Source organism: Bradyrhizobium sp. PRIMUS42 (assembly GCF_023006515.1).
Classification (GTDB): domain Bacteria; phylum Pseudomonadota; class Alphaproteobacteria; order Rhizobiales; family Xanthobacteraceae; genus Bradyrhizobium.
Genome location: NZ_JALBGZ010000031.1, coordinates 1 through 23,486, shown reverse-complemented (window position 1 = coordinate 23,486; position 23,486 = coordinate 1). Strand labels below are relative to the sequence as shown.

Annotated in this window: 19 protein-coding genes and 1 pseudogene; 10 read left to right on the top strand and 10 right to left on the bottom strand. The window is 63.8% G+C overall.

The window, feature by feature from the left end:
- Positions 1–2,045 (top strand): PBP1A family penicillin-binding protein (locus MOV75_RS05595; protein ID WP_247005191.1); only part of this gene is annotated, 2,045 nt, incomplete at its 5' end.
- 336 nt (positions 2,046–2,381) lie between these two features.
- Here the strand turns inward: MOV75_RS05595 and MOV75_RS05590 are convergent.
- From MOV75_RS05590 to MOV75_RS05575, 4 genes are all read right to left on the bottom strand, one after another.
- Positions 2,382–3,221, bottom strand: coding sequence for a M48 family metallopeptidase (locus MOV75_RS05590; protein ID WP_246920614.1), 840 nt, complete (start codon positions 3,219–3,221; stop codon positions 2,382–2,384).
- Positions 3,222–3,438: 217 nt separating this feature from the next.
- The gene (locus MOV75_RS05585) at positions 3,439–4,767 is read right to left on the bottom strand and encodes a polyhydroxyalkanoate depolymerase (RefSeq protein ID WP_246920612.1); all 1,329 of its coding nucleotides are present in this window, start codon (positions 4,765–4,767) and stop codon (positions 3,439–3,441) included.
- A gap of 121 nt (positions 4,768–4,888) precedes the next feature.
- A complete protein-coding gene (locus MOV75_RS05580) occupies positions 4,889–5,707 on the bottom strand; it encodes an ABC transporter permease (RefSeq protein WP_246920608.1) in 819 nt (272 codons plus the stop codon).
- Between the two features lie 100 nt (positions 5,708–5,807).
- Entirely contained in the window at positions 5,808–6,611 is an 804-nt protein-coding gene (locus MOV75_RS05575; protein WP_246920605.1) for an ABC transporter ATP-binding protein, read from the bottom strand.
- A gap of 106 nt (positions 6,612–6,717) precedes the next feature.
- Here MOV75_RS05575 and MOV75_RS05570 point away from each other — a divergent pair, with 106 nt between their 5' ends.
- Together MOV75_RS05570 and MOV75_RS05565 are read left to right on the top strand one after the other, a co-directional pair.
- Positions 6,718–8,040, top strand: a complete 1,323-nt coding sequence (locus MOV75_RS05570) for an ActS/PrrB/RegB family redox-sensitive histidine kinase (protein WP_246920603.1) — start codon at positions 6,718–6,720, stop codon at positions 8,038–8,040.
- A 194-nt stretch (positions 8,041–8,234) separates the two neighbouring features.
- Entirely contained in the window at positions 8,235–8,789 is a 555-nt protein-coding gene (locus MOV75_RS05565) for an ActR/PrrA/RegA family redox response regulator transcription factor (protein WP_008141807.1), read from the top strand.
- A gap of 282 nt (positions 8,790–9,071) precedes the next feature.
- On the opposite strand, the gene MOV75_RS05560 is transcribed toward MOV75_RS05565, so the two are convergent.
- Positions 9,072–9,560 carry an MmcB family DNA repair protein gene (locus MOV75_RS05560; RefSeq protein ID WP_246920617.1) on the bottom strand — a complete coding sequence of 163 codons (489 nt, stop codon included), beginning with the start codon at positions 9,558–9,560 and terminating at the stop codon, positions 9,072–9,074.
- A gap of 289 nt (positions 9,561–9,849) precedes the next feature.
- Here MOV75_RS05560 and MOV75_RS05555 point away from each other — a divergent pair, with 289 nt between their 5' ends.
- On the top strand, positions 9,850–11,550 hold the full coding sequence (locus MOV75_RS05555) for an alpha-amylase family protein (RefSeq protein ID WP_246920601.1): 1,701 nt from the start codon (positions 9,850–9,852) through the stop codon (positions 11,548–11,550).
- A 200-nt stretch (positions 11,551–11,750) separates the two neighbouring features.
- On the opposite strand, the gene MOV75_RS05550 is transcribed toward MOV75_RS05555, so the two are convergent.
- The gene (locus tag MOV75_RS05550; RefSeq protein ID WP_246920598.1) at positions 11,751–13,349 is read right to left on the bottom strand and encodes an alpha-amylase family glycosyl hydrolase; all 1,599 of its coding nucleotides are present in this window, start codon (positions 13,347–13,349) and stop codon (positions 11,751–11,753) included.
- Between the two features lie 160 nt (positions 13,350–13,509).
- Here MOV75_RS05550 and MOV75_RS05545 point away from each other — a divergent pair, with 160 nt between their 5' ends.
- Positions 13,510–14,178, top strand: a complete 669-nt coding sequence (locus tag MOV75_RS05545; RefSeq protein WP_246920580.1) for an MBL fold metallo-hydrolase — start codon at positions 13,510–13,512, stop codon at positions 14,176–14,178.
- 3 nt (positions 14,179–14,181) lie between these two features.
- Here the strand turns inward: MOV75_RS05545 and MOV75_RS05540 are convergent, their stop codons facing one another.
- Positions 14,182–14,550, bottom strand: coding sequence for a helix-turn-helix domain-containing protein (locus tag MOV75_RS05540; protein WP_246920578.1), 369 nt, complete (start codon positions 14,548–14,550; stop codon positions 14,182–14,184).
- A 139-nt stretch (positions 14,551–14,689) separates the two neighbouring features.
- Here MOV75_RS05540 and MOV75_RS05535 point away from each other — a divergent pair, with 139 nt between their 5' ends.
- Positions 14,690–14,992, top strand: coding sequence for a hypothetical protein (locus tag MOV75_RS05535; RefSeq protein WP_246920576.1), 303 nt, complete (start codon positions 14,690–14,692; stop codon positions 14,990–14,992).
- 58 nt (positions 14,993–15,050) lie between these two features.
- Here MOV75_RS05535 and MOV75_RS05530 read toward each other — a convergent pair whose 3' ends face one another.
- Positions 15,051–16,232, bottom strand: a complete 1,182-nt coding sequence (locus tag MOV75_RS05530; protein ID WP_246920566.1) for a PHB depolymerase family esterase — start codon at positions 16,230–16,232, stop codon at positions 15,051–15,053.
- Positions 16,233–16,373: 141 nt separating this feature from the next.
- Positions 16,374–17,786, bottom strand: coding sequence for an MFS transporter (locus MOV75_RS05525; protein ID WP_246920564.1), 1,413 nt, complete (start codon positions 17,784–17,786; stop codon positions 16,374–16,376).
- A gap of 191 nt (positions 17,787–17,977) precedes the next feature.
- Between MOV75_RS05525 and MOV75_RS05520 the strand changes: the two genes are divergently transcribed.
- Both MOV75_RS05520 and MOV75_RS05515 read left to right on the top strand, forming a co-directional pair.
- Positions 17,978–19,213 carry an LLM class flavin-dependent oxidoreductase gene (locus MOV75_RS05520; RefSeq protein ID WP_246920560.1) on the top strand — a complete coding sequence of 412 codons (1,236 nt, stop codon included), beginning with the start codon at positions 17,978–17,980 and terminating at the stop codon, positions 19,211–19,213.
- 235 nt (positions 19,214–19,448) lie between these two features.
- Positions 19,449–20,825 carry a cytochrome P450 gene (locus MOV75_RS05515; protein ID WP_246920558.1) on the top strand — a complete coding sequence of 459 codons (1,377 nt, stop codon included), beginning with the start codon at positions 19,449–19,451 and terminating at the stop codon, positions 20,823–20,825.
- Between the two features lie 257 nt (positions 20,826–21,082).
- Here the strand turns inward: MOV75_RS05515 and MOV75_RS05510 are convergent, their stop codons facing one another.
- Complete coding sequence (locus tag MOV75_RS05510) at positions 21,083–21,922, bottom strand: SDR family NAD(P)-dependent oxidoreductase (protein ID WP_246920555.1); 840 nt, start codon at positions 21,920–21,922, stop codon at positions 21,083–21,085.
- Positions 21,923–22,101: 179 nt separating this feature from the next.
- Between MOV75_RS05510 and MOV75_RS05505 the strand changes: the two genes are divergently transcribed.
- Together MOV75_RS05505 and MOV75_RS05500 are read left to right on the top strand one after the other, a co-directional pair.
- A complete protein-coding gene (locus MOV75_RS05505) occupies positions 22,102–23,067 on the top strand; it encodes a sensor histidine kinase (protein ID WP_246920552.1) in 966 nt (321 codons plus the stop codon).
- Positions 23,068–23,287: 220 nt separating this feature from the next.
- Positions 23,288–23,486, top strand: a pseudogene (locus tag MOV75_RS05500) (diguanylate cyclase); the annotation flags it as partial.

The following is a 23,486-nucleotide window of genomic DNA, read 5'->3' as shown; positions in this document are numbered from 1 at the left end:
TCAAGGACGTGCCGGGCGTGATCGACACCGCCGTGTTCGCGATCCCCGCGAAGTTCGTGGCGGCAGCGCTGACCGAATGCGGCGAGAAGAAAATCCCGGGCGCGGTGCTGAGCCTGTGGGGCGTGATCGCCGTGATCGGCGTCGTGATCTATGTCGGCGCCCATCTGCCACCGATCCAGTCCCTGGAGATTCCCAAACGCCCGCCGACGATCCAGATCGTCGGCATCGACGGCAGCATGCTGGCGCAGCGCGGCGAGATGGCCGGCGCCAATGTCGCGCTGCAGGACTTGCCGCCTTATTTGCCGAAGGCGTTCATCGCCATCGAGGACCGCCGCTTCTATTCGCATTTCGGCATCGATCCCGTCGGCGTCCTGCGTGCCCTCGTCACCAACGTGCTCCATCGCGGCGTCTCGCAGGGCGGCTCGACACTGACGCAGCAGCTCGCCAAGAACCTGTTCCTGACCCAGGAGCGCACCATGCAGCGCAAGCTGCAGGAGGCGGAGCTCGCGATCTGGCTGGAGCGCAAGCATTCCAAGAACGAGATTTTGGAACTTTACCTGAACCGCGTCTATTTCGGCTCGGGCGCCTATGGCGTCGAGGCGGCGGCGCAGAAATATTTCGGCAAGTCGGCCAAGAACGTCACGGTCGCCGAAGCGGCAATGCTCGCCGGCCTCGTCAAGTCGCCCTCGCGGCTCGCACCGAACCGCAATCCTGAAGGCGCAGAAGCGCGCGCGCAAATCGTGCTCGCGGCGATGGCTGATGCGAAGTTCATCACCGAAGCGCAGGCGAAGGCCTCGATCGGCCAACCCTCCTACAATGTGAAGCCGGCCGGTGCCGGCACGGTCAACTACGTCGCCGACTGGATCGGCGAGGTGCTGGACGATCTGGTCGGCCAGATCGACGAGAGCATCAAGGTCGAGACCACGATCGATCCGAAGCTGCAGAGCGTGGCGGAAGCCGCCATCATCGACGAGCTCGCAGCCAAGAGCGTCAAGTTCAACGTCAGCCAGGGCGCGCTGGTGGCGATGACGCCTGATGGCGCCGTGCGCGCCATGGTGGGCGGGCGGAACTATTCCGAGAGCCAGTACAATCGCGCGGTCACGGCCAAGCGCCAGCCCGGCTCCTCGTTCAAGCCGTTCGTGTACCTCACCGCGCTCGAACAGGGTCTGACGCCTGACACGATGCGCCAGGACGCGCCGATCGAGGTCAAGGGCTGGAGGCCCGAGAACTACACCCACGAATATTTCGGCGCGGTGACGCTGACGCAGGCGCTGGCGATGTCGCTCAACACCGTCGCCATCCGCCTCGGCCTCGAGGTCGGGCCGAAGAACGTCGTGCGTACCGCGCACCGGCTCGGCATCTCCTCGAAGCTCGAGCCGAACGCCTCGATCGCGCTCGGCACCTCCGAGGTCTCCGTGGTCGAATTGGTCGGCGCCTATGCGCCCTTCGCCAATGGCGGCTTCGGGGTGGCGCCGCATGTCGTGACGCGGATCAGGACGCTCAGCGGCAAGCTGCTCTACATGCGCCAGCCTGAGGAACGCAATCAGGTCATCGACCCCCGCTATGTCGGCATGATGAACACGATGATGCGGGAAACGCTGATATCAGGCACCGCCAAGAAGGCGGAGATCCCGGGCTGGCCGGCGGCCGGCAAGACCGGCACCAGCCAGGATTATCGCGACGCCTGGTTCATCGGCTACACTGCCAACCTCGTCACCGGTGTCTGGCTCGGCAATGACGACAACTCGCCGACCAAGAAGGCCACCGGCGGCGGCCTGCCGGTGGAAGTCTGGACGCGCTTCATGAAGACCGCGCATGAGGGTGTGCCGGTGGCGGCGTTGCCGAGCGCACCAGGTGGCTGGGGCCTGTCGAACCTGGCGCAGGCAGCTTCGCAGGTGTCGTCACCGACAGTGGCCGCGCCCGTTCCAGCATCGGCCAACAATGGCGGCTATCGCCCGCCGCCGACGCGAGCCAATGCGCGGCCGGAAGCAGCGGCGGGGCTGGATGGCTGGCTGATGGACCGGCTGTTTGGCGGGAATCGCTAGGCTTTGCCTGAGGTCCCCGTGGCCTCAAAACAAAAACTGCGAAAACAACCCCATGCACAGTAGCCGAGGATAACGAAATCAACGGCTTGCGTGAGCGGCACAGATGACTGAAGCGCGCTGCGCTGTCATTCCCCGCGACCCGGCTACGCCAAGGTTTCGCCGAGGTTTCAGTCTTGGGCGCGCCGAAGCTTTAGCGCAGGCGGCAGGCGGGGAATCCAGAACGCCGCAGCCCATCGATTCAATCACTACGGCCTCTGGAATACTGGATCGCCCGCTCCAGTGCGCAAGAGCGCACAAGGCGGGCGATGACACCTTCAAGACGTTGGCAGCGAGAGCCTAATCCTCGGCCCCGTAGCGGTGCAGATCATTGCCATACGTGTCGAGCCACTTCTTGGCGCGTTCCATCGACGGACACACCTTGCCGCAGACGCGCCAGAACCGCGCCGAGTGGTTCATCTCGACGAGATGGGCGACTTCGTGCGCGGCGAGGTAGTCGAGCACGAAGGCCGGCGCGAGGATCAGGCGCCAGGAGAACGACAGCGAGCCGGCCGAGGTGCAAGAACCCCAGCGGCTGGACTGATCGCGGATCGAGAGGCGCTTGACCCTGACACCGAGCTCGGCGGCGTAGGCTTCCGCTGAACGCTGCAGGTCGCGGCGCGCCTCGCGCTTGAGGAAGTCACCGACGCGGCGATCGACATGTTCGAGCCCGCCGGCGACGCACAGAATGCGTTCGCCGCTATCGCGCACCTCGGTCCACACCGTGCCGCGCGTGCCGGCGCGATGAACGATGCGATGTGGCGTGCCGCGGAGCGGTATCACCGTGCCGGGCTGGAACGGCGCGGCCTTCGGCAAGCGACCGAGACGCGCGGCAATCCACGCACCGTGACGCTGCGCGAAGTCTTTTGCTTCGGCGAGCGTGCCGCGCGGCGGCATCGTGAGGATGGCTTCGCGGTCGCTCGGATGAATTCTGAGCGTGTAGCGCCGCGCGCGTCTGTGCCGGCGCAATCGGATGGCAAAAAATTGCGATCCGTGGGTGATGACGAGGGTCTTCGGTTCGTGGGGCCGCCGATAGAGGAGTGCGCGAGTGGCCATGTCTGTCAGTCCGGGGGGCAGGAGGGCGCCCGGATTCTGCCATAACCGCCGCCAGGGAAAGCGCTCGGCGCAAAAACAAATCATTTGCCCAATATACAGCGGTCTGGCGTCCGGGAGACCCTACAGACTGGGGTTGGAACCGGCTTTTTTCGCCCTCGCTGGATGCATGCGACACCCCCAAGGGGTGAGGACAGACTCACTCCTATAAAACTACCTAAATACCGCGAATCTGGAGGGAACTTGCCCCTGCCGAAGTCTCCGGCAGGGGCTGAGATTTCGACGGGAAAGCCGAAATCGGGGATTATTCGGCCGCGAGAGCCTGCAATGAGCTCGGATTCGCAGCCGAGACCATGAAGTCGTGAATCCGCGGCACGATCTCCGACTTGAAGCGCGAACCGTTGAACACGCCGTAATGTCCGACGCCCTTCTGGACGTAATGAACGCGGCGATGATCGGGAATCGCGCTGCACAATGTGTGCGTTGCTTCGGTCTGGCCGAGACCGGAGATGTCGTCGTTCTCGCCTTCGACCGTCATCAACGCCACGCGCGTGACCTTGGAGGGATCGACGCGGGTTCCGCGATGGGTCATCTCGCCCTTCGGCAGCGAGTGCTTCACGAACACGGTGTCGACGGTCTGCAAATAATACTCGGCGGAGAGGTCCATCACCGCGAGATATTCGTCGTAGAAGTCGCGATGCTTGTCGACGAGGTCGCCGTCGCCCTTCACCAGATGGGCGAAGAGCTGCTTGTGGGCGTCCATGTGCCGGTCGAGGTTCATGCTGATGAAGCCGTTGAGCTGCAGGAAACCCGGATAGACGTCGCGCATCATGCCCGGATGCGGGAACGGCACCTTGGTGATGACGTGGTTGCGGAACCAGTCGATGCCGCGCTCCTGGGCGAGATTGTTCACCGCGGTCGGATTGCGGCGGGTGTCGATCGGGCCGCCCATCAGCGTCATCGAGGTCGGCACGAAGGGATCGCGCCGCGCTTCCATGACCGAGACGGCGGCGACGACAGGCACCGAGGGCTGACACACCGCCATGACATGGGTGTTGCCGCCGAGGACGTGCAGCATCTCGATGACGTAGTCGATGTAATCGTCGAGATCGAAGCGGCCGTCGCTGAGCGGCACCATGCGGGCGTCGGCCCAGTCGGTGATGTAGACCTCATGCGCGGGCAGGAACGCCTCGACCGTGCCGCGGAGCAGCGTCGCATAATGGCCGGACATCGGGGCGACGATCAGCACGCGCGGCTGCGGGCTGCGCAGGGGACGAGCGAACTTGCGATCGAAGTAGAGCAGCCGGCAGAACGGCTTTTCCCAGACCGAGCGGATCTCGATCGGGACGCGGATGCCGTTGACCTCGGTGTCGTTGAGACCCCATTCCGGCTTGCCGTAGCGGCGCGTGGTGCGCTCGAACAACTCGCAGGCCGCCGCGACCGACTTGCCGACCTCGGTGCGCGCCCACGGATTGAGCGGATTCTGAAACAGGAGCTTGGTTGCATCGGTGACGGCGCGTGCCGGATTGAGAGAGGCCTGTGCCATCTCGTACATCCAGTACATCGGCGTCGTCAGGACCGGACTGCCTTCTGCAGCCAGGGGCGGCGCGCCGCCAAACTCACCAATCGGCATAATCATATCCCTCTTCGCATCGCAACATACTGCCGAATGCGTAATATTGCGTCAATGCATGCTTACGTACATCTACGTGGTCTGAACGGATAAATGACCCTGAATCCACGGGAAAGTGAGGTTATTCACCGCTCGAAAGCAGCGAGCCATGCTTCCTGGCGCTGCGCAAAAGGGCAAGGAATGCCCCAAATGATACCACCAGCAGCACTGCATTGATGGCCAGCGCGCTCAACATCAGATCGGTCCTAACGGTTTGCTCGATCAAGAGCGCCCGCATACCCTCGAACACGTAAGTCGGCGGCAGCGCCCAGGCGACATGTTGCAGCCAGAGCGGCAGCACATTGACGGGATAGTAGACGCAGGCGAGCGGCAGGATCGCGAACATCAAGGTCCAGACGATGCTCTCGGCGCCGAGGCCGTTTCGCAGCACAAGCCCCGACACGAAGATGCCGACCGACCAGCTGGTGAAGATCAGATTGCAGAAGAACGCGATCAGCGGCAGGCCGAGCGCATAGACGTTGAAGTGAAACAGGAACAGCGCCAGCAGCGTCATCGGGACGATCCCGATCGCGAGCCGGATCAAGCTCATGACCATCAGCGACAGCAGAAACTCGATGGGCTTCAGCGGGCTCATCATGAGGTTGCCGATGTTGCGCGCCCACATCTCCTCCAGGAACGAGATGGAGAAGCCGAGCTGTCCGCGGAACAGGATGTCCCAGAGGATGACGGCGCCGATCAGCGTGCCGCCGGCGCGCGCAAAGAAATTGGCGTTCTCGGCGATGTAGAGCTGGAGGAAGCCCCAGGTGATGACCTGCAGCGCCGGCCAGTACAAGAGCTCGAGCAGCCGCGGCCAGGACGACATCAACAGATACCAATAGCGCAGGATCATCGCGCCGATGCGATGGACGGAGATGCCGCCGCGGAGGGAGATGTCGGTCATTGCGGCAGCCCGTAGCCCGGATGAGCGAAGCGACATCCGGGTCTTTGCTCGCAGCGTTCCCGGGTATCGCTACGCTCACCCGGGCTACGATAGCTCCCCCTCATCTTGCCGCCTCCTTCGCGCCGTTCACCCGGCCGCGCGCGACGTCCAGAAACACCTCCTCAAGCGTGGTGCGGTTGTAGCGCGCCATGATGGCTTCGGGCGTGTCGTCGTCCTCGATGCGGCCGCGCTTCATGATGATGACGCGGTCGCAGAGCCGCTCGACCTCGAGCATGTTGTGCGAAGCCAACAGGATGGTGGCGTTGTTCTCCTTGCGATAGCGCTCCAGATGCGCCCGCACCCAGTCGGCGGTGTCAGGATCGAGCGAGGCGGTCGGCTCGTCCAGGAGCAGCAGCTCGGGCCGGTTGATCAGCGCTTTCGCAAGCGCGACGCGGGTCTTCTGCCCGGCGGACAGCTTGCCGTTGGCACGGTCGATGAACTCGTTGAGATCGAGATCGTCGACGAGTTCGGCGATGCGGCCGGCGAGGTGCTTCACCGCATAGAGCTTGCCGAACACCGTCAGGTTTTGCCGCACCGTGAGCCGCATCGGCATGTCGACATAGGGGCTCTCGAAGTTCATCCGCCCCAGCACGGCCGCGCTCTCCTCGGGCATCCGATGGCCGAGCACCTGCACGCGGCCGGAGGTCGGCAGCACCAGGCCCATGATCATCGCGATGGTCGTGGTCTTGCCGGCGCCGTTGCCGCCGAGCAACCCGGTAATGCTGCCGCGCGGCAGCGAAAAGGAGATATCGTCGACGGCGCGGGTCTGCTTGTAGACCTTGACGAGATGATCGACCGTGATCGCCGCGGACGGGCTGCGCTCCGCGACAGTCGGCCGACTTGAAGCCTTGTCATTCTCGGTCATGCTGACCGTTCTTCTGCTATTGCGGCAGGGAGCGCAAGGCTTGTAATCCGGTGGTTCCGCGAGCCCAGCGTTTGTGAGCTTAGAAGGTACCGCCACATTGGCCGACATGACCGAACTTGCCGCCTCCAACTTCCGCCACGCGCAGCGGCATATCCGCCTGGACACGATCCTGCGGCTGCGCTGGCTCGCGGTGCTCGGCCAGCTCGCCGCGATCTTCATCGTGGCGCAGGGGCTGGAGTTCGATGTCGAGATCGTCCCCTGCGTCAGCATCATCGCCCTGTCGGCGGCGCTCAATCTGGGACTCCAGACCGCGGCCAATCCGATGCACCGGCTGGAGCCGATGCAGGCGGCCGGACTGCTCGCGCTGAACATCGTGGAACTGGCTGGCCTGTTGTTCTTCACCGGGGGCTTGCAGAACCCGTTCTCTTTCCTGTTCCTCGCGCCGGTGCTGATCTCGGCCACGGCGCTGCCGGCCCGCTTCACCTTCGGCCTCGGTCTTCTGGCTGTTGCCTGCGCCTCGATCCTGTTCTTCTTCCATTTTCCGCTGCCCTGGGATTCCGACGATCCACTGGTGCTGCCGCCGATCTATCTGGTCGGCGTCTGGCTGTCGATCGTGCTCGCGATCGGCGTCACCAGCCTCTACTCGTTCCAGGTCACCGAGGAGGCGCGCAAGCTCGCGGATGCGCTGGCCGCGACCGAGCTGGTGCTGACGCGCGAGCAGCATCTGACTCAGCTCGACGGGCTCGCAGCTGCAGCCGCGCACGAGCTCGGCACGCCGCTCGCCACGATCTTCCTGATCTCACGCGAGCTGGAAAAGACAGTCAAGGACGCAAGTTTTGCCGCCGATCTGAAAACCCTGCGCGAGCAGACCCAGCGCTGCCGCGACATCCTGAGCAAGATCACCCAGCTCTCCTCGACCGGCGCGCCGTTCGACCGCATGAAGGTGTCGGAGCTGATCGAGGAGGTGGTGGCCCCGCACCGCGATTTCGGCGTCGACATCAAGGTGCGGATCGCGGTCGCCGCCGTGGCCGAGCCGGTCGGCTCGCGCAATCCGGCGATCCTCTACGGTTTCGGCAACATCGTCGAGAACGCGGTGGATTTCGCTCGCACCACCGTCGAGGTGAACGCGTGGTGGAACAAGGATGATATCGAACTCGTGATCTCCGACGACGGCCCCGGCATTCCGCCCGATATCCTCAACAGGATCGGCGAGCCCTATCTGTCGCGGCGGCGCAGCCAGGATGATGGCAGCGGTGAACGGCGCGGCCTCGGATTGGGCGTGTTCATCGCGCGCACCTTGCTGGAACGTACCGGCGCCAAGGTCTCGTTTACCAACCGGACCTTTCCGGAACACGGCGCCGTGGTCCAGATCACGTGGCCCAGGCAGCGATTTGAGGCTATCGAGACCCTCGAAGAAGCAATAGGATAGGGCATGATCCGGAAAAGCGTTCAGCGGTTTTCCGACAGGATCATGCTGAAAACAAGAATCGCAGGCGCGATGACGAGTCATCGCGCTTGAGGCCGCGACCTTGCGTCGCACAACAGGGCCGATCGACTATCGGCGGTCTTGGCACCGCCCGGTTGCGAGGCCATATGTAGACGCGTTGGAGAGAGGAAAAAACCTTGAACGCCATCGCCGAACTGAACGAACAGACCGACCGCTCGCTGCTCATTGTGGAGGATGACAAGCCGTTCCTGGAGCGGTTGTCGCGCGCCATGGAAACGCGCGGCTTTGCGGTGACGTCATGCGATACCGTCTCGGACGGTCTTGCGCAGATCGGCAAGGCTGCGCCCGCATTCGCGGTGGTGGACTTGCGGCTCGGCGACGGCAACGGCCTCGACGTGGTCTCCGCGCTGAAGAAGAAGCGCCCGGACGCGCGCGCGATCGTGCTGACCGGATATGGCAACATTGCCACCGCCGTCACCGCGGTGAAGATGGGCGCGATCGATTATCTCTCCAAGCCCGCGGATGCCGACGACGTCGTCGCGGCGCTGCTGTCGACGAGCGCTGAGAAATCCGAGCTGCCGACCAACCCGATGTCGGCCGACCGCGTGCGCTGGGAGCACATCCAGCGCATCTACGAGATGTGCAACCGCAACGTCTCGGAGACGGCGCGCAGGCTGAACATGCATCGCAGGACGTTGCAGCGCATCCTCGCAAAGCGCGCGCCGCGGTAATTCGTTCCCCGCAATCAATCTCTCACCGTCACCCTGAGGTGCTCGTCTTGCGAAGCAAGGCGAGCCTCGAAGGGCGACGGCCCGGCTGCATAGAGGCCGCGCATCCTTCGAGGCGCGCAAGAGCGCGCACCTCAGGATGACGGGACATAGGTCTCGTCGGAAACAGGTCTCGTAGGGTGGGCAAAGCCGCAAAGCGCCGTGCCCACGATCTGTCTGCTTTGGATAGAGGTGGTGGGCACGCTTCGCTTTGCCCACCCTACGACACCAACGTTTGCGGCGCCGCTACTCCCAGAAATCCGCGTGGCCCTGCGGGTCGACCAGGCGGTTGATCCGCAAGGCTGCCGCCATCGCGAACCGCACCGTCATCTGCTTGCGCGTGGCGGCCGCGAGCTTGTGCTCGGGCGCTTCGCACTGCATGTGCGCGCCATAGGCGTCCGCGACGATCAGGCCGGTATCTTGCGGAAAGATCTCGCACGGCAGGTCCTGTGTGAAGGCGAAGAACAGCCGGTCGCAATGAGCGCGGTATTCGTGCCATTTCTGGTCGGCGCGCAGATCCTCCACCGACGACTTGATCTCCACGATCCAGATCTCGCCGCGCTCGTTCAGCGCCACGAGATCGGCGCGCCGGCCCGAGGGCAGCGGCAATTCGCTGATGCAGGAGAAGCCGAGCGAACGCAGCAGCCGGGACGTACCGCGCGCGATGGCGAGCGCCGTTTCCGATTGGCGACGATCGGGCGGCGGCACGAGGGTGATGCGGGCGGTGTTGTCCATGAGGAGAGGATAACCGATTCCGTTTGAGGCGGACACTGTCTCTCCACCCGTCATTCCGGGGCGCGCGAAGCGCGAGCCGGGAATCCATACCTACAGGCGCTGTTGTAGGGTGAGCAGGTCACTCCGAATCTCGCCAAACTACTCCCTGTGGCTGGGTCCCGGGCTCGCGCCAAGTGGCGCGCCCCGGGACGACGGCGCGTGTGTGGCGAGCGCGCGGGAACCTCCCCTCCTCCACGCACTTATCACGCAGCCGCCGCACCTCGGCGGAACCACCCGAGGCTATCGGCGCATGATCGACGATCTCTGGTACAAGAACGGCGTGATCTATTGCCTGTCCGTCGGCTCCTATATGGACGCCGACGGCGATGGCATCGGCGATTTCAAGGGCCTGCTCCGCCGGCTCGACTATTTGCACGGCCTCGGCATCACCACGATCTGGCTGATGCCGTTCCAGACTTCGCCCGGCCGCGACGACGGCTACGACATCGCGGACTATTACAGTGTCGATGCCCGCTACGGCACGCTCGGCGACTTCGTCGAGTTCGCCCATGGCTGCAAGCAGCGCGGCATCCGCATCATCATCGATCTCGTCGTCAACCACACCTCGGACCAGCATCACTGGTTCAAGGAGGCACGGCGCGACAAGGCCTCGCCCTATCGCGACTGGTATGTGTGGTCCGACAAGAAGCCCGCCAACGCCAACAAGGGCATGGTGTTTCCCGGCGTGCAGAAATCGACCTGGACGCGGGACAAGGAAGCGGGCGCGTACTACTTCCATCGCTTCTATGATTTCCAGCCTGACCTCAACACATCGAACCCGTACGTGCAGGCGGAAATCCTCAAGATCATGGGCTTTTGGATCCAGCTCGGCGTCTCCGGCTTCCGCATGGACGCGGTGCCCTTCGTGATCGCGACAAAGGGCGCGAAGGTGAAGAATCCGGTCGAGCAGTACGACATGCTGCGCGCGTTCCGCGAATTCCTGCAATGGCGGCAGGGCGACGCCATCATCCTCGCCGAGGCCAACGTGTTGCCCAAGACGGACATGGAATATTTTGGCCGCGACGCCGACCGCATGCACATGATGTTCAACTTCCACGTCAACCAGCATTTGTTCTATGCACTGGCCTCGGGCGACTCGCGACCGCTGGCGAAGGCGTTGAAGGCGACCAAGCCGCGGCCGGCCACGGCGCAATGGGGCCTGTTCCTGCGCAATCACGACGAGCTCGATCTCGGCCGCCTGACCAAGGCGCAGCGCGATGCCGTGTTCAAATCGTTCGGCCCCGACAAGGATATGCAGCTCTACGACCGCGGCATTCGCCGCCGCCTCGCGCCGATGCTGGGCGGCGACCGCAGGCGGCTCGAGCTCGCCTACAGCCTGATGTGCACGCTGCCGGGAACGCCGGTGATCCGCTATGGCGACGAGATCGCGATGGGCGACGACCTCTCGCTGCCCGAGCGCAACTGCGCGCGCACGCCGATGCAATGGTCGACCGAGCCGCATGGCGGCTTCACCAAGAGCGACAAGCCGGCCTGCCCCGTCATCGACAAGGGGCCTTACGGTTATCCGCACGTCAACGTCGCCAAACAGCGGCGCGATCCCAACTCCATGCTGAACTGGACCGAGCGCATCGTCCGCATGCGCAAGGAGGTGCCGGAGGTCGGCTGGGGCGATTTCACCATCGTCCCGACGCGCGATCCCGCCGTGTTCATCATGCGCTACGACTGGCGCAACAATTCCGTGCTGTTCGTGCACAATCTCGATGAAAAGCCGCGCGAGATCGCGTTCTCGGTGGGGCTATCAAGCGAGGCCGGCGCGCACCTGATCAACCTTCTCGCGGAGGACCACAGCCACGCCGACAAGCGCGGCCAGCACCGAATCGTGCTGGAGCCTTACGGGTATCGCTGGTACCGGGTCGGCGGGCTGGATTATCTGCTGAAGCGGAGCGATATCGACGAGGATACGGTGCGGGGGAATAAGCATCCGGGGTGAGTGAATGCCGTCGTCTGCCCCGCTGCTTCAACGATCGTCATTGCGAGCGCAGCGAAGCAATCCAGAGTCTTTCAGCGGAGGGAGTCTGGATTGCTTCGTCGCATCAGGGCAAAATTGCTACGCAATTTTGTCGCGAGCTCCTCGCAATGGCGGCGAAATGGCGATGGCCAGCCTTACGCTTTGTCCATCCAGGACGACAGCTAGGGTGGAGTAACGATCACCCCCTCATTGCCACGCAGATCCAGCACGCCTTCGATCCGCTCGCCCTCGCGATCCAGGTATGTCGACAGCAAAACCTCGCTGCCGAACCTTATCGCACTCGTCGTCACCGCGATCGGCTCGGCTCCGAGATTGAGCGCCACGATCACGGCCCTGCCTTCGGCTTCACGGCGATAGATCAGAAGATCGCCTTGCGCCGCGATCGGATGATAATTGCCCGCGACCAGCGGCGGACAGCTCTGCCGCAAGCCGATCAGGCGCTTGTAGAGGTTGAGGATCGAGCGCGCGTCGGCTTCGAGATTGACGACATTGTCGCGCACATAGTGCTCCGGCAGCGGCAGCCACGGCCGCGCCGCGGAGAATCCGCCGAATTGCGAGGAATCCCACTGCATCGGCGTGCGGCAGCCGTCGCGGCCGACGCCGATGCCGGGCACGTTCTTCTCGAAGGGATCTTGGACATCCTCCGGTGCGATGGCCGCCTGGTGCATGCCGATCTCATCCCCGTAGTAGAGAGTCGGCGTGCCGCGCAACGTCAGCAGCAACATCGCGGCGACCCGAGCCTGTTCCGACCCGACGCGGCTCGCAACACGCGGACGATCGTGGTTGCCGAGCACCCAGTTCGGCCACGCGCCGCGCGGCAGCGCCTTCTCGTAATCCTCGATGATGGTCTCGATCGAGCGCGCGCTCCAGAACGTCGAGAGCAGCGCGAAATTGAACGGCATCTGCGCGCCGGTGAGGTCGTTGCCGTAATAGGCCATGAGGCGATGCAGCGGCAGATAGACCTCGCCGATCAGCACGCGGGCTCCAAAGCCATCGGTAACGCGCCGCATCTCGGCAATAACGTCATGCACCTCCGGCTGATCGGTGGAATATTGCGTCATGATCCTTTCGTTCGGCGGCCGACCCTCGACATAGTGCGGATTTGGCGGATTGTCGCGGAATTCGGAATCCTTGATCAGGTGCCAGATCACGTCGACGCGAAAGCCGTCGACGCCTTTGTCGAGCCAGAACCGCATCACGTCATAGATCGCGTTGCGGACGTCCGGATTGCGCCAGTTCAGGTCCGGCTGCTGGGCCAGGAAGGCGTGATAGTAATATTGACCACTGGTCTCGTCGAACTGCCACGCGCTGCCGCCGAACTCGGACAGCCAGTTGTTGGGCACGCCACCGTCTGGCGCCGGATCGCGCCAGATGTACCAGTCGCGTTTTGGATTGTCGCGCGAGGCGCGGCTCTCGACGAACCACGGATGCTGATCGGAGGTGTGGTTCGGCACGAGGTCGAGGATCAACTTCAGGCCGTTGTCGTGGGCGGCAGCGATCAACGTATCGAAGTCTTCCATCGTGCCGAACAGCGGCTCGATGCCGGTATAGTCGGCGATGTCGTAACCGAAATCGGCCATTGGCGAGGGGAAGATCGGCGACAGCCAGATCGCATCGACCCCCAGCGATTTCACATAAGGCAGCCGCTGCAGGATGCCGGCGAGATCGCCGATGCCGTCACCGTTGGAGTCCTGAAACGAGCGCGGGTAGATCTGATAGAAGATGCCGTCGCGCCACCAGTTGCCATCGCTTTGAACCATACCGGAAGACCCCAAAATCCGTATCTTGCGCAGGAGGACGCGACAACGCGGCCTCGGTTCAAATTGGCAGGCCAATTGGGACCGCCGTGTGGCGGTTGTTCCCGGGCGCGGAGACGAATCTTTTGCTTGGCGGCATGGCAAAAATCGGCATTGTGGCGCCATGACCGAGCAAAACGACACCCAATCCAAGGCGGGCGCGATCATCGTTCCCGTGACGCTGTTCGAGCAGAACTGCACCATCATCTGGGACGAGCCCACCAAGAAGGCCGTGGTGATCGATCCCGGCGGGGACGTGCCGAAGATTCTGGACGCGATCAAGCAGACCGGGGTCACCGTCGAGAAGATCTGGTTGACCCACGGCCATATCGACCATGTCGGCGGCGCGGCCGACCTGCGCGATGCGCTGAGGGTGCCGATCGAGGGCCCGCATGAAGCGGACAAGTTCCTGCTCGACAACGTCGTCGAGAGCGGCGCGCGCTTCGGCATGACCGGCGTACGCAATTTTGCGCCGGACCGCTGGCTCGCCGAGGGCGACACCGTGTCGATCGGCGACCTCTCGTTCGAGATTTTCCACTGCCCCGGCCATTCGCCGGGCAGCGTGGTGTTCTTCAACAAGGAATTGCGTTTTGCCCATGTCGGTGACGTCTTGTTCGCCGGCTCGGTCGGGCGCACCGATTTGCCCGGCGGCAGTCACGCCACCTTGATCAACTCGATCCTGACAAAACTGCTGCCGCTCGGCGACGACGTCGGCTTCATCTGCGGCCATGGCGCCGGCTCGAGCATCGGCCAGGAGCGGATGACCAATCCGTTCATCACCGGCGAGACATAGGCGCTATTCGGCGGCCTCGGTGAGTGCCGCCGCTTCGCCGAGGTGACGCTCGCCCCATTCGCGAATGGCGGCGACGACCGGCACGAAGCTCTTGCCCTTGCGGGTCAGGCGATACTCGACTTTCGGCGGCACCTCGCCAAAATCCTTGCGGTCGATCAGGCCGCTCATCGTCAGCGCCTTCAGCTCGCGGCTGAGAACGCGCGGAGTGATCTCCGCGCTGCCAGTCGTGCCGCGCAACAATCCGCTGCGGATCTCGCCATAGCGGCGCGGGCCGTCCTTGAGGTCCCAGATGATGCGCAGCTTGTACTTGCCGCTGATCATCTTCTGAAAGGCCGCGACCGGACAGGTTCGCGCCGGCATTGCCTTTGCCATGTCGTCTCCTCCATGCGCATCCAGCTGCAATGAGGATAGGAGCGACGTCGAAAAAGTCCATACTATCAATTTTGTCCATACTTGCGGGATCGTCCGCAAGCCGCAGATGATGACGCACACGACGAACAGGGAGCGTCACATGAAGCACTTCATGATCCGATATGAATTCAAGGACGGCGTCACAGAGGCCTGGCACCAGGAGATCGCCCGCTTCATCAAGGCGATCGACAGCGATCCAGAGCTAAAAGGACGGATCGGCTATCGCGTGCTGAAAAATCGCGACGACGGCCACTACTTCCATCTCGCCAGCGTCGCCGACGAGGATGCGCAGAAGACGCTGCAGTCGCGCGACTTCTTCAAGACCTATTCGGCGATGACGCGGCAAGTCTCCGGCGGCGAGGTGACGGCAACGCCGATCGAGTTGATCGACCAGACGGCGTAGCCGCAAACTCAGCTGTCGTCCCTGCGAACGCACTGCGTTCGCAGGAACGACGGCGAGACTACTTCATCAATCCCGCCGCGGTCAGCGCGCGCGTGATGATCTGGCCGAGATCGAAGCCACGGGCCTCCTCGCGCTTCGGCTCGGCCGGCTGTTCGGCGACCGCCGCGCGGATCGAGCGGGCGAGATGCGGCGCGGGCGAGAGCGCCTGCTTTGTTGCAGGCTTGGTTGCGGACTTGGCTTCCGCCTTCGCAGCGTCTGCGATCCAGTCGGTGAGGCCGAAGAATTTTGCGATGTGATAGGACGAGGAGATACCGGCCTCGATCAGGAAGGCGCCTTCGACACCATAGCGCTGATCGTTGTCGGCGAGCCCAAGCGGCGTGCCGTGCGCCATGTCGGTGATGGCGTAGAATTCGACCAGCGTCTCGCCGTCCTTGTTCCACCAGGCCTGGCGCGGATAGCCGTCGACATTGGTCTCCGCCATCGGCGCTTCCGGGAGATCATGCAGATCGAGCCACTGCTTGACGATCTCGTTGGCGTTGCCGGGATTGACGGTGCGATCGGCGCTGCCGTGCCACACCGAGATTTTCGGCCAGGGACCGCGATAATCGGAGGCGTTGCGCACGAGATCGCCGAGCTCGCGCGTTGGACGCACCGGGGAGTGAAACATGCCGTCCAACGCTTCGCGCAGATTCGAGGCGATGCCATAGGGCAATCCGGCAATGATCGCGCCGGCCGCGAAGACTTCCGGATAGGTCGCGAGCATCACCGATGTCATGCCGCCGCCGGCGGACAGACCGGTGATGAAGACGCACTTGGGATCGATGCGATGCGCCTTGACCATGTACGCGATCATCTCGCGGATCGAATGCGCCTCGCCGCTGCCCCGCGCCGTGTCTTCCGGATTGAACCAGTTGAAGCAGGTATTGCCGTTATTGATGCGCTGCTGCTCCGGCATCAACAGCGCGAAACCATAGTGCTTCGCGAGCGTCGACCAGCCCGCACCGAGATCGTAAGCCCCGGCCGTCTGCCCGCAGCCATGCAGCACGACGACCAGCGCGCGCGGCTTCTGCAACTGCGTCGGCACGAACGCGAACATGCGCAAGGCTCCGGGATTGTCGCCGAATCCCGTGATCTCTTCCAATGGACTGGACGCATCAGCGCTGCGACCGAGCTCGGCAAAGCGCAGACCGTCCAACCTGGGCAGACGTCTCAACAAATCGACATTTTTCGCTAACGACACGGCAAATTCCTGGTGGGCGACGTTCAACGTCCAGCCAAACCAGATAGTTGCTGCATTGCAAAATAAAAAGGCCGTGCGCTGCCAATCCTACGAAATCGTAGGGATTTCCCGGGGATCCGCAGGCATTAACCACCAAATGCCTCAACTTCGTGCAGAGGCGCGGCGCATCCACGTCAGGAATGCGACGCAGGCCATGATTAACGTCACAAACAGCGCAAGCGAAACGAGAAATCCTGCGCGCGCTGATTGCAAGGCTTCGACGGCGAAGAACACCGCGCCGATTGCGGCCACTCCGGCCGCATTTCCGATCTGCGCCGTGGTGCCGTACATCCCGGAGGCCGAGCCTGCGGCGACGGGCTTCACACTTGACAGCACCGCGCCGGAGAGTGGCGCCATCACCAATCCCTGACCGTAACCGAAGATGATCATGGTGAGCGCGAGCAGGAGCGGCGACGGCGCATCGATCAAAAGCGCGACGAGCGCGAGCGCGGCGAGGCCTGCGATCTGAAGCGCGCAGCCTTCGATCAAGACCTTGGTGCCGCGATGGCGCGCCCGCGCACCGCTGTGACGTGACGCCACGACGAAAGCGAGCGCGAGCGGAATGAAGGCCACGCCGGCTGAAAGCGGCGGGATCTCGAGCCCACGCTGCATGAAAAGCGTCATCACCAGATAGAAGGAGAGATTGGCAAAGAAGAAAAAGAAGGCAGCGCCAAGCCCGCGCAGGAAGGCGGCGTCCGCCAGCAGCGTCAGGTCGATCAGCGGCATTCCGCCGGCGCGCGCGACAGCATGCTCCAGCTTCAGGAACGCGGCCAGGATGACGCCGCCGGCTGCCATCACGGCCCACAGCCAGGGCGCCCAGCCGACATCGTGACCGAACAGCAGCGGGCCGATCAGGAAAAGCAGCCCCGCGAACAGGACCATGCTGCCTTTGATGTCGAGCCTTGTACCTGATCGCCGCGACGCCGACGGCATGATGCGCCAGGCCGCAGCCGCAATGACGAGGCCGCAGGGCACGTTGATGAAGAACACCGAACGCCAGCCGGTGCCGGCAAGATCAGCCGTGATCAGCAGACCACCGAGCAGGAAGCCCGCGGCGCCTGCCAACCCCAGCACGATGCCGTAGATGGCGAAGGCGCGGCTGCGCGTCTCATCGGCGAACAACAGATGCAGCGTCGCCAGCACCTGGGGCACCATCAACGCGGCGGTCGCCCCCTGCGCCAGCCGGGCGATGATCAGCTCCGCGCCGGATTGCGCGAGACCGCACCACAGTGACGTCAGGGTGAAACCGAGCACACCGGCCAGGAACACATTTCTGGTGCCGTGAATGTCACCGAGCCGGCCACCGGTGACGACCAGCGTGGCATAGGCGATCAGATAGATCGCGATCACGGATTCGATCTGCGCCGGCGAGGCCTTCAGCTCGACCGCGATGGTGGGAATGGCGACGTTGACCACGAAGGCATCGACGCCGAACATGAACTGGGCGGCGACGACGATCGCCAGCACCCACCAGCGGCGGGAGGAATCGATTTGTCGTGTGACGATCTGATGCATCTGCGCATGACTCTGGAACCTCGTTATTCCCAGGATTTCAGATCTCATGCGGTGCCGCGATTACCTCGCAGGTAGGAGGCCACGCATGCCTGCATTCCGCAACACGGGACACCGCACGATTGCGTTCGTGCCGTCAGGCACGTAGCCTCACCGTCTCAACGAACAGAAAAATCAAAGCCGGAGAGAACGCCATGGCGCGCCTGAAGTTCGGAGCCTTTCTTGCCCCGCATCACCCGATCGGGGAGCATCCGATGCTGCAGTTCCGGCGCGATCTCGACCTGGTCGAGCAGCTCGACGCGCTCGGTTATGACGAGTTCTGGTGCGGCGAGCATCACTCCTCCGGCTGGGAGATGATCGCCTCGCCCGAGATGTTCCTGGCTGCCGCCGGCGAGCGCACCAAGCGGATCAAGCTCGGCACCGGCGTGGTGTCGCTGCCCTATCATCATCCCTACAACGTCGCCCAGCGCATGGTGCAGCTCGACCACATGACCGGCGGACGCGCCATCTTCGGCTCCGGCCCCGGCGCGCTCGCCTCCGACGCACACACGCTCGGCATCGACCCGATGACGCAGCGCGACCGCCAGGACGAGGCCATCGGCATCATCCGCCGGCTCTTCAACGGCGAGCGTGTCACCGCCAAGAGCGATTGGTTCACCATGAACGATGCCGCACTGCAGATCCTGCCGCTGCAGGAGGAGATGCCGTTCGTCGTCGCCTCGCAGATCTCGCCCTCCGGCATGACGCTCGCCGGCAAATACGGCATCGGCATCATCTCGCTGGGCTCGATGACGACGCAGGGGCTGATGTCGCTGCAGCAGCAATGGCAGTTTGCCGAGGACGCCGCCAGGAAGCACGGCACCACGGTGAGCCGCGCCGACTGGCGCGTGCTGCTGACCTTTCACATCGCCGAGACCCGCGAGCAGGCGCGCAAGGAAGCCGGCGCCGGGCTGATGCGTTGGCACAACGAGTATAATGTCGGGACGCTGCAGCGGCCGGGCCTGACGGCATTCTCCTCGCCCGACGAGGCCGTGGACAAGACGGCCTTCGTCGAGGGCGCGGCATCCACCATCGGTACGCCCGACGACCTCGTCAAAACCATCAAGAACGTGATGCAGGTGTCCGGCGGCGTCGGCGCCGTCATCGGTTTCGTGCACGACTGGGCCAATCCGGAAAATACGCGCCGAAGCTGGGACATGGTGGCGCGCTATGTCGTGCCCGAGATCAACGGCTACATCGATTCCTTACGCAGGTCGCAGAAGTTCGTGATCGAGAACCGCGCGATCTTCGAGCGCGCGGGACAGGCGGTGATGGCCAAGATCATGGAGAACGAGAAGGCCGCCGAGGCGCTGAAGGTGACCGGCCCCGGCCGCGTCGCCATTCCCGCCGTCAACGCCCCGGATCTGCAGAAGGAAGCGGCGAAGCGATAGGTCCTGCTCCACTCGTCGTCCCGGGGCGCGCGCAGCGCGAACCCGGGACCCATCACCACAGGATGCAGCTTTACGAAGACTCGGAGTTACTAGCCTCGCACCAAAGCTTCTCCCTGTGGTTATGGGTCCCCGCCTAGGCGGGGACGACATCCGAGGCAAATTGCGCCGGCAACTCTCGCATCATCGTGCCCGGATTGTGTTACGCTGGCGGAGCCTGCCAACCGGAGCAACCCTCATGTCGATGCAGAATGTGGCCGCAAGGGTGCCCGACTTCACCGCGCCCAAACGCAACGCTCTGACGCACATTCCCGGCGACGAAGGCTGGCCGATCATCGGCAAGACGTTGCAGGTGCTGGCCGATCCCAAGGGCCATATCGAGGCGAACGGCGCCAAATACGGACCGGTCTACCGCACGCATGTTTTCGGCGAGACCAATGTCGTGCTGCTCGGGCCCGAGGCCAACGAGCTCGTGATGTTCGACCAGCAAAAGCTGTTCTCGTCGACCCACGGCTGGAACAAGGTGCTCGGCCTGCTGTTTCCGCGCGGATTGATGCTGCTCGATTTCGACGAGCACCGGCTGCACCGCAAGGCGCTGTCGGTCGCGTTCAAGTCCGGGCCAATGAAGTCCTATCTCAGCGATCTCGACCGTGGCATCTCCGCGCGGGTCGCGCAGTGGAAGGCCAAGCCCGGCGAGATGCAGCTCTACCCCGCGATGAAGCAGCTCACGCTCGATCTCGCTGCTGCATCTTTCCTTGGCGCCGACATCGGACCGGAGGTCGACGAGATCAACCGCGCCTTCGTCGACATGGTGGCGGCTGCCGTCGCCCCGATCCGCCGCCCGCTGCCCGGCACCCAGATGGCGGCCGGCGTACGGGGGCGCAAGCGCATCGTCGCCTATTTCCGCGAGCAGATCCCGCTGCGTCGCGGCAATCATGGCGGCGATGACCTGTTCTCGCAGCTCTGCCGCGCCACCCATGAGGACGGCGCGTTGCTGTCCGAGCAGGACATCATCGACCACATGAGCTTCCTGATGATGGCGGCGCACGACACGCTGACCTCGTCGCTGACCTCCTTCATCGGCGAGCTCGCCGCCAATCCGGACTGGCAGGACAGGCTGCGCGGGGAAGTTTTGGCGCTCGGGCTGGCGGCGGATGCGCCGAGCAGCTTCGACGATCTCGAAAAGATGCCGCTTTGCGAGATGGCGTTCAAGGAAGCCCTGCGGATCAAGCCGCCGGTGCCCTCGATGCCGCGCCGCGCCATGCGCGATTTCACCTTCAAGGGCTTTACGATTCCCGCCGGCACCGCGGTCGGCGTCAATCCGCTCTATACGCATCACATGAAAGACATCTGGCCGGAGCCGGATTGCTTCGATCCGCTGCGCTTCACCGAGGAAGCGCAACGCAGCCGCCACCGCTTCGCCTGGGTCCCGTTCGGCGGCGGCGCGCATATGTGCCTCGGCCTGCACTTCGCCTACATGCAGGCGAAATGCTTCGCGCGGCACTTCCTGCAGAACATCGAGGTGTCGCTGGAGCCCGGCTACAAGCCGGACTGGCAGATGTGGCCGATCCCGAAGCCGCGGGACGGGCTGCGGGTGCGGGTGAAGGCGGTATGAATGACCGTGTCCCGGACGCGCGAAGCGCGAGCCGGGACCCAGAATCTCGCGCCACTTTTGTTTGGAGAGATGGGCCCCGGCTCTGCGGAGCGGCACTTCGCGCCGCACCGCGTCCGGGGCACGGGACCTCACTCAGATCGTAGGTCTCGTAGGATGGGCAAAGGCGCGAAGCGCCGTGTCCACGTTTCGTCGCAATGAGAAGTATTCGTGGGCACGCTTCGTTTTGCCCACCCCTACGGCACCCGTTCCCTGAGCAACTACGCCCCCTGATCGAACGCCTTGCGCAAGGCCACATAGCCCTGCTGCTGTTGGCTCCAGTTGCGGCCGCCGGTCATGGCGCCGTCGATGACGAGGTCGTGGCCGTTGATGAAGCTGGATTCGTCGCTGGCCAGGAACACCGCGGCATGGGCGATGTCGTCGGGAAGGCCGGCACGCGGGATCGGCTGCGCGGTCTTGTAGACCTCGCGCATCACCGCGGGCGTCTTCTCCGCGGCGTCGGTCGAGAGCCCGAGCGCCTTGCCGAAAATGCCGGTCGCGATCGCGCCGGGCGAGATCGAATTGACGCGCACATTGGACTCGCCGAGCTCCATCGCCACGCATTTGGTGAGATGAATCACCGCCGCCTTGGCCGCGCCATAGACCATCGAGGACGAGAACCCGGCGAGACGTCCGGCGATGCTGCCGTTGTTGATGATGCTGCCGCTTCCCTGCTTCTTCATGTGGGGCGCGGCGTGCTTCATGCCGAGCATGACGCTGCGCACCAGCGTCGCCATCGCCGCATCGAAGCGCTCGACCTCGAGGCCCTCGATGCCGCCGGTCTGCGCCGGGCCGCCGGCATTGTTGAACAGGCAGTCGATCCGGCCGAACTTGTCCACGGCCAGCGCGATCAGGGCCTGCATCTGGGCTTCGACCGTCACGTCGGTCTGGCGAAAGATGCAGTCGGCCCCGAGCTGCTTCGCCAGCGCCTCGCCCTCCGGTAGGCGGCGCCCCGCGATCACAATTTTGGCACCTTCGGCAACGAAGACTTCCGCAGTGCGCAATCCGATCCCGCTCGTCGCTCCCGTGATCACCGCAACCTTGCCGTCCAGCCTGCCCATGGAATGTTCCTGTTTTCGAACGATTTGATGCCAAATGGCGAACATCGGCCGCTGCCATCGCCGCGGCGGACACTATCCCTGCCTGCCTCCGCCAAGGCAAGCTATGCTTGTGCGGGCGGGATGCGTAACATCCTCATGGACCGATCGATTTTCGAACGCATATCGCAACTGGGCTGCGCATGGGGAAGCTGATCGACGAATTCCGTAGGGGCTGGCAGGGTGCGGCGCCGCCATCGCTCGGTCTGAGCATTGCGTTTGCGGTGGCCTGCCTGCTGGTTGCGACGCTGGCGCGCTGGGCTCTCGCGCATGTGCGGCCAGATGTCTACTTCACCCCCTACTTTCCGGCCGTGTTCTTTGCCGCCGCGTTCGGAGGCTTCCGGATCGGAATCGTGACTGCGCTCTTCGGCGGCGTGCTCGGCGTCGTCGTGAATTTCAGCGATGCCTTGGCCGATCACGCACGGTTTGCCCTGCTGGCACTTTATTGGGCGGTCTGTGCGCTCACCATCTGGGGCGTCGAGCACTATCGCACCATGCTGGCGGAGCAGCGCCGGATCTCCAGGCGGCTGATCGAGGAAGAAGACTATCGCAAGCTGCTGGTCGACGAGCTCCAGCACCGGCTGAAGAACAAGCTGTCGACGGTGCATGCCGTGCTGCACCAGGTGCTGCATGACCAGCCGCTGGTCTGGGCCCGGGTCGATCCGCGGCTGCGCTCGCTGGCCGCGACCGATGATTTGATCTCGCGGATCGACAAGGCCGGCTGCGACATCCGCGATCTCCTGATCTCGGAGCTCGGCCCTTACGGCCATGTCCGCTTCACGCTCAATGGCGAGCGACTGTTCCTGCCGCCGAAGCTCGCCGTCACGCTGTCATTGATGTTTCACGAGCTTGCTACCAATGCAGGAAAATACGGTGCGTTCTCCTCGCCCCGTGGTCTGTTGCAGGTGTCGTGGACCGTCAGCGACGACCGCCTGACCATCACCTGGGACGAAACCGAGGGGCCGAGCGTGGACAAGGTGTCCGAGCCGGGCTTCGGCACCAAGCTGTTGAAATCGGCACTGTCGGCCTTCGATGGCAAATCCGAGATCTCTTACTTGAAGACCGGGCTGCATTGCATCATGCAATGCCGAATCCCGCGAAGCGAATAGCATCGTGCGCCACGTGAAAGCGCACCCGCGGCCCTCGCCCGCGGTTTCGCATGCGCTGTTGACCCTCTGTTAATGACGATCGTCAGCGCGCGTCGCAACGCCGCAAGTTTTCTCCAAAACACCCCCGTATTTCTCCGGACCCCTTAACCAAACTTAAGAGGGAACAACGCAAGATCGCGTCCATTGCAAAGGCGCCGAAACAACAAGATTCATGACTTCTATGAACGACAACACATACTCCGGCGCGAATGAAGCCGAGCTCGGTTTTCTCAAGGAAATCGTTAGAATGCTGCCGGCCGGCCTGACCGTGCAGGACGCACATGGCGAGCTTCTGCTGGTTAACGACGCCGCGGCCGCGCAGCTCGGCATGGACGGCAGCCGACCATCACCCGATCTGGCGCCGCGCCGCGAAGCCTGCC